The sequence below is a fragment of the Thermodesulfobacteriota bacterium genome (assembly GCA_036397855.1).
Lineage (GTDB): Bacteria > Desulfobacterota_D > UBA1144 > Nemesobacterales > CSP1-2 > DASWID01.
This window is the reverse complement of sequence record DASWID010000131.1, coordinates 1-11,234: the sequence shown is the minus strand read 5'-3', so window position 1 is coordinate 11,234 and position 11,234 is coordinate 1. Positions and strand designations below refer to the sequence as shown.

Below are 11,234 nucleotides of genomic sequence, written 5' to 3'. Positions count from 1 at the left end.
ATAATTATACCTGTTAAAAAAATTGAATTCGTTCTTTAAGTTAAATAGGGAAATTTCCTATTGAATTGTGTTTTAAAATATTCTATAATGTCGAATCGTCATGTTCATTTTGCGTTAAAGTTCAAAGTATAATGTTTATTGAATAAGGCAAGTATTAAAAAGGAGGGTGACACCATGGTGAGGCTCATAAATTTCAGAAAGACAATTTCTTTTTTAATTTTAATATCCACCATATTCTTCATTAGTGGCATAAGAGCTATGTCTCAGCCGCCTATTCAACCGCCGGGTCTAGATATTGCTATAGAGGTACAGGAGGCGCACACACCTGCTCTTATGGAAGATCCTGACATCGTCGGCACTGCTGTCGGACTAAACGATGATGGAGAACCAGTTATCAAGGTATTTGCTAATACCGGAAAAGCAAGGGGGATTCCCAGCAGTATAGAAGGAATCCCAGTTGTAGCAGAGGTCACTGGCCCATTTATTGCTAGAAGCGATCCAACCGCTTGGTTCCCGCGGCCTGTTCCTATCGGAGTCTCAACCGGTCACCCGGATATCACTGCGGGCACTATTGGATGCAGGGTTACAGATGGTACAGATGTTTATGCCTTGAGTAACAACCACGTATATGCTGTACAAAATAACGCTTCAATAGGCGACAGTGTGATACAGCCAGGTGCCTATGACGGTGGTACGCTACCCGAGGATTTCCTGGGCACTCTTTTTGATTTTCAGCCCATCAACTTCTCTGGTGGCAACAACACCATCGATGCTGCTATTGCGTCCACAGCCTATCTCGGCATTTCAACTCCTTCAGACGGGTACGGGACGCCTGGCTCGGAAATTTTTGGTGATAATAATCATGACGGTTTCTTTGATAATAAGAATGATCTTCTAAACCTTAATGTTCAGAAATTTGGTAGGACTACTAAATTAACCCACGGAACGATTACTGGAATAAACGCGACAGTAAATGTTTGCTATGCTAGTTCTGGTCCTTTTTGTACTAAATTGGCTACCTTTGTGGACCAGCTCGTCATAACCCCTGGGGGTTTCAGTGCTGGAGGTGATTCAGGTTCTCTAATCGCTGCTGAGGGAGGTGCTGATGACAAAAAGCCCGTCGGCTTGCTTTTCGCCGGTAGCTCTACGCAGACTATCGCAAATAGGATTGATCTTGTATTCGATCGCTTCGGCGTTACTTGCGATAATGGGGCAGAAGCCCTCTGTGCAAACGATGCCGACTGCAATGACGGAAATGCCTGCACCACTGATAGCTGTAACCCGGCAACTGGTTGCAGCAATGCCCCGATCAGTTGCAATGACGGAAACACCTGCACCACTGATAGCTGTAACCCGGCAACTGGTTGCAGCAATGCCCCGATTACCTGCAATGACGGGAGTACTTGTACGGACGATTCCTGTAATCCGTCCGCAGGTTGTGTGTTCGTGGATAATAGGACTTGCGCGGCTTTCTGCTCGCCAAAAGCTGCAAGTTGCTCAAACAACGCAGAATGTTGCTCCAATAAGTGCACGGGGAGATCAGGTAGGAAAACCTGTAAATAGTAGCAATATCCGCCCCGATCTGGTTTTTTGATGGCGGAACCACGGCGCATGGTATTGTTGTGCTGCTTTGATACAATATAATTATATAGTAAAGATATTTCTGGGTATGAATTGATATCCAATTCCTATTCTTTTTGTATGTTCGATCTCCCAGCCCGATGTTTTGGTCATTAGGCGAATAAGGAATGGTTATAACAGAACGCGGGGTTATTTACTTTCGGAACAATCAAAAACATTAATCATTTCCCCACATTGAATACAGAGTATATTAGGATGATCGTTTTGAGTATAATCCTAGTCCTGAGCTTGACAAAAACAGACCTCGGTGATCAGGATGACGATTCGATGAGAGTGAAGTCAATTGAAGAGGTACTGAGAGAACATACCGATGGGTTAATGTCTATCCCCGGGGTGGTGGGAACTGCCCAGGGCATCTGTAACAACAAGCCGTGCATTAAGGTGTTTGTAATAAAAAAAACCAACGACATTGATCAGAGTATTCCAGATGAACTTGATGGTTATCCTGTGGAAGTGGAGGAGACCGGAGAATTTAAGGCACTTCCTCAAAATTGAACTTACCGCGAATTAACCTAGTCATAAATATCCCTTCCTTATTTGGACTAAATTCTGGGCTCAGGTAGCATTCTAGGCTTAATTATGGAAAAGAAGAGAATACTTGTAGCAATGAGTGGAGGAGTTGACAGTGCAACAACTGCCGCCCTCTTAAAAGAAGAAGGGCACGAGGTTATTGGTGTGACCATGCAGCTTTGGGACTACGGGGATGCTGACGGTGGTTGCTGTTCAGCGGATGACGTCAGGGACGCGAGAAGGGTAGCGGATCAGATCGGTATCCCTCACTATGTTGTTAACTATATGGAATTGTTTAAGAAATATGTTGTTAGCGATTTCGTGAGGAAATATGAATCCGGGCAGACGCCGATTCCCTGCGTTCTCTGCAATCAATTCATGAAGTTTAACTTTCTCTTAAAGAGAGCATTGGAGCTGGGTGCAGATTACCTTGCAACAGGCCATTATGCTCGGATTGAAAGGGGAGAGAAAAATGGGACGTTTTATCTGGGAAAAGCCCTGGACGATAACAAGGACCAGTCATATTTCCTTTTTACTCTGACACAAAAAGAGCTCAGACGTCTAATCTTTCCATTGGGCTCCAAGAGAAAAGCCGAGGTTCGAGAAATAGCGAGGCGTATGAACCTCAGTGTGGCCAGTAAGCGTGAAAGTATGGGTGTATGTTTTATCACCGGTGAAAAGTACAGGGATTTCCTTAATGATTATTTGAAAAGGGGTAAACAAAGGGGTGTGATTGTGGATGAAGAGGGAAATGAACTTGGGGGGCACAATGGGATTGCCTCATATACCGTTGGCCAGAGGCGGGGCCTAGGAATAGCAAAGGGTAAACCGATGTATGTTACAAGGATCGAACCGGAGGGAAATAGACTATACGTTGGAGAGTCAAAGGACTTAATGAGATCCACCCTAGTTGCAGATAATGTCACTTGGGTGGGTGAGGTTCCAAGTGGTGTGGTAGATGTAAAAGCTAAAATACGTTACAGGCATCCAGCGAATGAATCAATTTTGAAGATTACATCAGCAGATAGGGTATTGGTCCAATTTAAAGAGCCTCAGCGTGCCATTACACCGGGACAGGCAGTCGTTTTCTATAAGGGCGAAAGAGTATTGGGTGGTGGGTGGATTAGGGAAGTGAGTAAGTAAGATGCAAAAAAGAATACTTAGGGGTATTGCATCGTAGCCAATGTCCCGATGACGTCATCCAGAGATGAAGAAAATTTCAGTGGTAACTCTAGGTTGTAAGGTTAATCAGTACGACACTGCAGCAATCCTGAATCGACTACCGGAGAGCAGGTATAAGAGGGTTCCGTTCTCTGAAGATGCGGACATATATGTAATCGATACGTGTACCGTAACACACAAGGCCGACTCGGAGGCAAGGAATTACATTTATCGTGCCAAGAGGGCGAATCCCGATGGCGTTGTCGTTGTAACTGGCTGTTATTCACAGGTATCATCGGACGAGCTTAGGAATGTTAAAGGAGTCGATTACATTGTCGGCAACTCACATAAGTTTTCTTCTCTCCTTAAGATTATCAGGGATGGCAAGAAGCAAACCGAACCCAATGTTTTTGTGTCGGACTTTCTGAAAGAGAAACACAGACAGTTTGAATCTCCCGGCATAAGGTATTTCCCGGATCGAACCAGGGCTTTTCTAAAAATACAGGATGGTTGCAATTACAGGTGTTCTTTTTGTGTTATACCATTTGCACGAGGCAGATCCAGAAGCCTGGGTATAGCCGAGGTATTGGAACGGATGAAGACACTTGCCGATGAGGGTTACAAGGAAATTGTACTTACCGGCATCCATCTTGCCAGTTACGGAAGGGATATTGAATCGAACCTCCTGAATTTGCTGGAAGAGATCGAGACATCTATGGTCTTGAAATGGGTAAGGCTCAGCTCGCTTGACCCCGCGGATATCTCTCGTGAGCTGATCGAGTTCGTTGCATCTTCAGAGACCATATGCCCGAGTTTTCACGTAGCACTTCAAAGCGGAGATCCCGAGGAACTGAGGAGAATGAGGAGGAGATACAGCCCTGACAAATTCAAATATGTTACTGATCTTATACGTGAGAAGCTCCCGGATGCAGCAATTGGCACAGATGTTATGGTAGGTTTCCCTGGCGAAACTGACCGTGAATTCGGAAATACTTTCGAATTATTACGCGAATCTCCATTAACCTATTTTCATGTCTTCCCTTATTCGGACAGAAAGGGAACAACAGCTTGCAAACTATCAAACAAGGTCCCTGTAGAGATAAAAAAGACAAGGAGCAGGACTCTACGGGATCTGGGTACAGCAAAGAAGCATAAATTCTACCGAGGTTTTATCGGCAAAACGATGCCTGTGATAGTGGAGAAGGGAGCCAGAGGGACGTCACGAAATTACATGAGTGTTGTGATTCCGGATATGAATTTGAAGATCGGTCATGAGGTTGAAGTTGAGATTAAGGATGTAAGTGGTGAACACGCCATAGGTTTACTGCGATCACATTAGTCCAATCCATGTTTTTTAACCACCGACGTCTTAAATGAATCCAATTCTAAAGCATATATTTCATTTTATGATGATTCTTCAATTTCCTACCGCATGTTATGCGGGTAATACTGCTGGTGTCAAAACCCAGGATGAAATCTGGAATGATCCCGAGAAAACTTTTAAGATCTGGGCACTCTCCGATATTCAACCTAGAAACAGTAAGGAAAGAGAGGCGTTTAAGGATGCCGTAACAGACATCAATAATAATGTGCTTGGCATAGACATGGCTATAGTGGCGGGTGATATAGCAAATCGAGCTAATCCAGGGACATATGATTGGTATCTATCAACCAGGAATCTTTCATACATAAAAGATTGGAACGAGATTGCTGGTAACCATGATTTAAAAACAGATCTGGGAAAGCTCTATCGAGAAGAGATAAGAGAAAAATTTAACTATTCTGTAATGAAAGGAAATATTCTATTCATATTCATGTCCGACGAGGAAAGGGGAAAACCAAGTGAAATATCAGATGAAACTTTTCGTTGGTGGAGAGACTTAGTCATTAACAATCAGGATAAGATCATAGTGGTGGTGACGCATGCGCCGCTCAATGGAAGTGGAATCCCTTTTTCCAAATTCAAAGATAGGCAGATAATTGACTCAGGAAGATTTACTAAAGTATTAAAAAAATATAAAGTCGATATGTGGCTGTCCGGTCATCTCCATTTACCCCATTATCTCACAAATATAGTGCAAAAAGAAGAGTACAATGGGACAATTTTTATTAGTATATCATCCATTAGACCTGAGTTCTTAAATATTAAAAAATCCGAGTCCAGGGTAATTACATTTGTGTGTGATTGGGATTATGCACTTATACAGGCTAGAGACCACGACGAAAAAGAATTTGACGAAAATCTGAGTTCTGTGTATCAACTTTCCAAAAAGTACAAATGTGAATAATAGCCTGTAGGACCTTAAATAAGCGTTCTTTTTCGTTTCAAGTAATCAACAAGGAGGAACCTCCCCAACCGGGTAGGCGTCGTGAAAAATGCCCTTCCCCTATTTATCCGAGTCATATCCTCTACAAATCTTCTGAGAGAGGAGCTATCGTCAAGCATGAATGTATTAATCGTGATTCCCTGCCTGGTTAGGCTTTTAACCTCTTTCAGTGTTTCAAAGGTTGCTCTTGGGCTCAGCCCTCCAAAAAACATGGGGAGCTCAACTTGCAGGTACCCGTCCAAGAAGTATGCCGTTGGCTGGCCATCGGTAATGAGGATTATTTGTCTGTTTGGTGTTCTGTGTTTTCTTATAAGCCTAGAAGCCAGTTTTAAGGCTTCTTGTATATTAGTAAAAGGGTCATTCGAATCCCAGGTTGTTTTCACGAGCTGGTCAGTGGATAGGACTCTGGCTCTTGTTGAAAAGCCGACTATATAAAAATTATCCCTGGGGTATCGTGTTCTTATGAGATTATCAAGTGCCAGTGCCACACGTTTCGCGGCTGGAAATCTTCCCTGAAAGCTCATTGACCAGCTCAGGTCTAGGAGAACCGCAGTCGTGGATTGTGTGTGATACTCCATGTCGTAGATTTTAAAGTCTTCTGGCTCTACTTTTATGGTGTTTCCACTCACTCGGCGAAGGAGCGAATTTTTGAGTGTACCAACGACATTTAGGTTAAAGGGATCACCAAACTCATATTCTTTTGAGTTTTCGGGTTTTACTGTGCCGAAACCTTGTTCTGTGGTCTCGTGGCCTCCAAATTGATGTTTTTTCATCGATGAGAAGATATCCCTCAGTGCTCTTTCCCCTATTTTTCTGATCCCTTTTGGAGTTAGCTCTATTGTTTTTGCAGATTTTCTTATCAAACCTGAATTTTGCAAATATGGTTTAAGGTCTTTAAGAAAAATAAACGAATTGTAGCCTTGCTCGCTTAAGATCCCCCTTAGGTCCTCAAGATTTATCTTGTCAAAAGAACCTGATATTAGGTTGTGTTCAATTGTTTCAATTTCCTCGAATTTTCCTATTAGCTCCAGGGTCTCATCAAAGCCAATAGAGCGTTCTCCGCGAAATTTGTCACCATATCTATTGATGAAATTCTCGACTTGCATAATTTTATCCAATTTTTTCTTTAGTTCGTTGAAGCTAGTCTTAGCTTCTGTACTGAAAAAGTCATAGTTTGAAAGAGCTCCAACTGCTAAACTAATTTTCTTTGGAAGATTTTCAAGGAAATTCTCCCTGTTTTTATATTCATAAGAGTTATTAGATAGTTTCCTCCTTATTGCGCTTAACTCCTTATCTACAATTTTCAAAAGCTCCTCATTTATCTTTGAGAGGGAATTATGAAGATTGTAATTGTTGAATTGAGCCTCTCTGAATTTCGAGAATTCAGAACGGAGATCATCAATTCCCATTACCCGTATGTTTGACCCACTTATACCTTGTTTAAGAATCCACTCAAACGCTTCCTCGGGTGACCATCCCTCCATTAGAAAATTTGCAAATTCTTGCAACAGATCCTGAGCGTGGAAATTAAACTCCTTCTTAAGTCCGTCCCATTTCAAATACCTGTAGGTCGTATTCATTTATAGATAATCTTTCCCTGGATAATTTCTTTGTTTAGCTTGTTGCTTAGATGAAGTCCCTCAAGGATTAGCTCAATGGCAGAAGCGATTTCTGCTGAGGAATTGTCAATCTCAAGTCTGTTAATGCATTTCTCCAAGCCTTTTATTTCCTTAAGTCCAACAAGGTATTCGTCTGAAGGCATTGTATTAGCCACTTCTACATACCCGTGTTCAAAGCTTTCAAGTAATTCAGGAAATATGTTATGTGTAGGGAAGTAAGAATCGAATACGTTCTTAATTGCACGTTTGATGAGATTATCTATCACATTGACCTCGGATGTATCCTCGCCCAGGTATTCTAATTCGATTTTTCCGGCAGTAGAGGGAATCAGTGCTGGCAAATCTGTGATTCGTGGTGCAACCTCTCTTTCTCCAATGTTAATTGCCCTTTTTTCCGCGTTTGCAATCATCGTTTCGTAATTGGCAATGGTAGTTCTTACGCTTACACCCGAGCGTTGATTTATTTCGTGTGACGCCCTAGCCTGGAAAGTAATCTCAGCGATTATATTCTTTAGAAATTTGGGAACCTTCACACAATAACCATCCCGTGGCAATATCCGCGCTTCCTGCTCCATAATTTTAATTTCATCTTCAATGGTTGCCGGATAGTGTGTTCTTATCTGTGATTGAAAACGATCTTTAAGTGGAGTAATGATTCTTCCCCTACTTGTGTAATCCTCAGGATTAGCAGTAGCTACTATGCAGATATCAAGGGGAAGGCGTATTTTATATCCTTTGATTTGAATGTCTTTTTCTTCCATTATGTTGAACAAACCAACCTGAACTTTCTCAACGAGGTCCGGCAATTCGTTTATCGCGAAAATTCCCCTATTACTTCTCGGAATGAGACCGAAGTGGATTGTGAGTTCATCAGAGAGGTATCTTCCTTCAGCAACTTTTATGGGATCAACTTCTCCTATGAGGTCTGCAATGGAGACATCCGGCGTGGCCAGTTTCTCTCCGTATCTATCCTCTCGTTTTATCCAGGAGATTTCCGTTTCGTTTCCTAAACTATTTACTATATCCCTAAGTTTTGATGCAGGAGAATAAGGATTATCATTTATCTCACTACCTTTGACAACTGGTACCTCTTCGTCAAGAAGATTTATTAGACTCCTGATCAATTTTGTTTTTGCTTGACCCCTTTCACCTATGAACATTATGTCATGGCCTGCTAATATTGCGTTTTCTAGTTGAGGAATCACGGTATCTTCATATCCGATTATGTTTGGGAAAATTTGTTCTCTTTTTTTTAGCTTAATTATTAAATTCTTCCTCATTTCCTCCTTTACGGACAACACTTTGTACTCGGTTGACCTTAGCTCACCAAGGGTACTCGGTTTTTGATGCATGTACGATTTTCCTCCTTATTCTTTACAAAGCAAGAATAATTGTAATTTTAGTTGGATATTGTAGTTGTTGAAATGGAAATATGATGGCGAAAGATTGTGGAATTTTAGTTTTTTTTTCAAACTTCTATTTTTTGTTATTATGACTATATACCTTCTTAACTAAATTATCCAAATAATTATCATTATATGAAGCCTTTCTCTAAATTACAAATAAATGACTCAGGGTTTTTATCTTTTACTAAATAGAAATTTGTGGAAAAACAAGTAAAGTATTTTGGTTTATGCTTAAAAAAATAGGGGTATAAACGAAAGGATTTTATGTCGGGAGAAAGTTTGTGGGAGCGGGATCCCTTAGATCATTATTCAACTTTGTTAAAGACGCTGAACGTAGAGGAGCTAAATTTGCCGACTCGACAGATGGTGAACTTGTTGATCTTTTCTCGAGGGAAAATAATCAAGGAGCCTTTGAAGAGATATTTAATCGATATGTAGATAAGATCTATGGAATTTCATTACGGATAACTCGTAATCCAACCAGCGCGGAAGAGGTTCTCCAGGAGGTATTTCTTACTCTAATAACAAAGGCAGATACGTTTCGTGGAGAGGCGAAGTTCTCAAGCTGGCTCTATAGGGTAACCGTAAATACCAGCTTTATGCATCTAAGGGCCGAAAAGAAGTATGAGAGTACATTAAGTCTGGAAAGTTATGACCCTTATGACGAAAAAGGGACATTGATGGGGAGAATTAAAGCAAAGGATTGGAGTAGCAGACCCGATTTTTTGATTTTCAGTAAAGAAGCCCTTGAATTAATTGAGAAAGCAATTAACGAGCTTCCTGAGACTTATAGAGTTGTTTTCCATCTAAGGGATGTAGAAGGGTTGTCGAATGAGGAGATTTCAAATATTCTGGATTTAACTATTCCTGCTTTGAAATCTAGACTGCACAGGGCAAGGCTATTCTTAAGGGATAAGCTTTCAGATTATTTCGATGAATGGGGTAAACTAAGATAATGTTGTGTAAGGATATAGTAGATAACATAATGGGATACATAGAAGCCGAGTTAGATTATGAGACTCTGGTTGAGTTGGAGAAGCATATGGATATGTGTCCGGAGTGTATGGCTTTTGTGAATACATATAAGAAGATGCTAAGGCTAACGGGTAAACTCAGTGAGAAATCATTTGTGACTCCCGATGTGAGGTTGAGACTGAAGCAGTTGTTGTTGTCTAAGATAAAATCCCAGTAATGGGATACGACGTGGATTGATTATTTAGTGAAATTCTAATCAGTGCCACGCGTAGCTTGCTGAATATTTAACGAGAATCATCGTAAAATCTCACCAATATTTGTGTTGAAAAACCCAGATAATAAAGAAGTCTTATCATCCACATTTTGATACATGTTTTTAGAATTCCTGAATTTTCAAATCTTCTGACACTGGTTATAACAGATGTATTGATTCTCTTGCCCCTGGATATACATTTGAGTTTTCTTACAAACTCCAAATCCTCCAGGAGAGGAATGTCGGGAAATCCACCTATTTTATCGAAAATACCTTTCTTGACAAAAATTGCATGGTCTCCAAGGGGAGTACCTGTGAGTCTAGCACGTAAATTAGCAAATATTTCGATAAACCTGTATATTACCCTATTATTATTCAACTTTATTGAAAACCATCCCCAGACTATCGTGTTTGATTTCAATTCTTTTGTTAGATATTCAATACAATTCGAGTTTAATATAGTATCTGCATGTAGAAATAACAAAAAATCCTTTGAAGCTTTCTGAGCTCCAAAATTCATCTGGACTGAACGCCCCTTTTTACAATTGAAGAGTTTTACGTGGTTGAAATTCTTAACGATTTCTTGGGTGTTATCATTGCTAAAACCATCTATTACTATAACTTCACAATCTTGGGGAATAACCTTTGAAAGTTTGCTGAGTGTGAGGTCAATAGTCTTTGATTCGTTATAAGTAGGGATAATGATACTGATCATTTGTAAGAGGGTAGAATAATCCAAAATATTATCAATTCAACTTGATGCTTCCCTGTAGCTTGCTACAGGGTTTCATTTGTCATTGCGAGCGAAGCGAAGCAATCTCACAGGTAGTCAGGCCCCTTTGTCGTTCCCTTATGCATTAAGAGGGAATCCACTACTCCTGTCTTTACGAAATGGATTCAATCGGCATTCCAAAAATCGCGTCAAGAAAATCAGAAACGAAGACGTATAGAAAAATTTGCGGGTTGGGGTTGAATTAAATTTTTTAGTCGTTATGTCATCCCCGAGGATAGTTATCGGGGATCCATCCCCGCCACAAACGTGCGGGGACAGGCTATGGATTCCCTATTAAGCCCGTACTCGAACGTCTCTATCGGGTAGCATAAGGGAATGACAACAAGGGGACAGCCTTGTCTGAGCCCTGAGATTTATCTAAGGGCCTGTACTGAGTTTATCGAAGCCTGTCCTGAGCCTGGTCGAAGGGGATCGAAGGATTATTTCTTTGTACGCTGTGCTGAATCCTGATCTACATCAGGACATGCCTGTTTCAGTATAAAGACGAAGAAAGGGAAAAAATAGATAAATATCTTCTTCTGTAATGACCAGATTGTGTTAACCTCGTAG

10 protein-coding genes are annotated in these 11,234 nt (G+C 41.0%); 7 read left to right on the top strand and 3 right to left on the bottom strand.

Annotated features, from left to right (window positions below):
* The first annotated feature begins 174 nt into the window (after positions 1 to 174).
* From VGA95_10760 to VGA95_10740, 5 genes are all read left to right on the top strand, one after another.
* Positions 175 to 1,563, top strand: a complete 1,389-nt coding sequence (locus tag VGA95_10760; protein HEX9667019.1) for a hypothetical protein — start codon at positions 175 to 177, stop codon at positions 1,561 to 1,563.
* 282 nt (positions 1,564 to 1,845) lie between these two features.
* Positions 1,846 to 2,136, top strand: coding sequence for a hypothetical protein (locus VGA95_10755; protein HEX9667018.1), 291 nt, complete (start codon positions 1,846 to 1,848; stop codon positions 2,134 to 2,136).
* 81 nt (positions 2,137 to 2,217) lie between these two features.
* Positions 2,218 to 3,294 (top strand): tRNA 2-thiouridine(34) synthase MnmA, encoded by a 1,077-nt coding sequence (mnmA, locus tag VGA95_10750; GenBank protein ID HEX9667017.1) that lies wholly within the window; start codon positions 2,218 to 2,220, stop codon positions 3,292 to 3,294.
* 64 nt (positions 3,295 to 3,358) lie between these two features.
* Positions 3,359 to 4,651 carry a tRNA (N(6)-L-threonylcarbamoyladenosine(37)-C(2))-methylthiotransferase MtaB gene (gene mtaB / locus VGA95_10745; GenBank protein ID HEX9667016.1) on the top strand — a complete coding sequence of 431 codons (1,293 nt, stop codon included), beginning with the start codon at positions 3,359 to 3,361 and terminating at the stop codon, positions 4,649 to 4,651.
* A 34-nt stretch (positions 4,652 to 4,685) separates the two neighbouring features.
* Positions 4,686 to 5,600, top strand: coding sequence for a metallophosphoesterase (locus VGA95_10740; GenBank protein ID HEX9667015.1), 915 nt, complete (start codon positions 4,686 to 4,688; stop codon positions 5,598 to 5,600).
* Between the two features lie 14 nt (positions 5,601 to 5,614).
* On the opposite strand, the gene VGA95_10735 is transcribed toward VGA95_10740, so the two are convergent.
* Positions 5,615 to 7,219: a VWA domain-containing protein gene (locus VGA95_10735; protein HEX9667014.1), complete on the bottom strand. Its 1,605-nt coding sequence runs from the start codon at positions 7,217 to 7,219 to the stop codon at positions 5,615 to 5,617.
* Positions 7,216 to 8,610 (bottom strand): magnesium chelatase, encoded by a 1,395-nt coding sequence (locus VGA95_10730; protein ID HEX9667013.1) that lies wholly within the window; start codon positions 8,608 to 8,610, stop codon positions 7,216 to 7,218. The genes VGA95_10735 and VGA95_10730 overlap by 4 nt, the downstream gene beginning before the upstream one ends.
* 335 nt (positions 8,611 to 8,945) lie before the next feature.
* On the opposite strand from VGA95_10730, the gene VGA95_10725 reads away from it, so the two are divergent.
* Both VGA95_10725 and VGA95_10720 read left to right on the top strand, forming a co-directional pair.
* The gene (locus VGA95_10725; protein ID HEX9667012.1) at positions 8,946 to 9,620 is read left to right on the top strand and encodes a sigma-70 family RNA polymerase sigma factor; all 675 of its coding nucleotides are present in this window, start codon (positions 8,946 to 8,948) and stop codon (positions 9,618 to 9,620) included.
* Complete coding sequence (locus tag VGA95_10720) at positions 9,620 to 9,856, top strand: zf-HC2 domain-containing protein (protein HEX9667011.1); 237 nt, start codon at positions 9,620 to 9,622, stop codon at positions 9,854 to 9,856. The genes VGA95_10725 and VGA95_10720 overlap by 1 nt, the downstream gene beginning before the upstream one ends.
* A 67-nt stretch (positions 9,857 to 9,923) precedes the next feature.
* Here VGA95_10720 and VGA95_10715 read toward each other — a convergent pair whose 3' ends face one another.
* A complete protein-coding gene (locus tag VGA95_10715) occupies positions 9,924 to 10,607 on the bottom strand; it encodes a TIGR04283 family arsenosugar biosynthesis glycosyltransferase (protein ID HEX9667010.1) in 684 nt (227 codons plus the stop codon).
* Between the last annotated feature and the right edge of the window lie 627 nt (positions 10,608 to 11,234).

What these genes read in the sequence shown, in the direction of transcription:
- VGA95_10760 (HEX9667019.1), top strand. Translation starts at nt 175, where the DNA reads ATGGTGAGGCTCATAAATTTCAGAAAGACAATTTCTTTTTTAATTTTA.
- mtaB (HEX9667016.1), top strand. Translation starts at nt 3,359, where the DNA reads ATGAAGAAAATTTCAGTGGTAACTCTAGGTTGTAAGGTTAATCAGTAC.
- VGA95_10740 (HEX9667015.1), top strand. Translation starts at nt 4,686, where the DNA reads ATGAATCCAATTCTAAAGCATATATTTCATTTTATGATGATTCTTCAA.
- VGA95_10735 (HEX9667014.1), bottom strand. Translation starts at nt 7,219, where the DNA reads ATGAATACGACCTACAGGTATTTGAAATGGGACGGACTTAAGAAGGAG.
- VGA95_10730 (HEX9667013.1), bottom strand. Translation starts at nt 8,610, where the DNA reads ATGCATCAAAAACCGAGTACCCTTGGTGAGCTAAGGTCAACCGAGTAC.
- VGA95_10720 (HEX9667011.1), top strand. Translation starts at nt 9,620, where the DNA reads ATGTTGTGTAAGGATATAGTAGATAACATAATGGGATACATAGAAGCC.
- VGA95_10715 (HEX9667010.1), bottom strand. Translation starts at nt 10,607, where the DNA reads ATGATCAGTATCATTATCCCTACTTATAACGAATCAAAGACTATTGAC.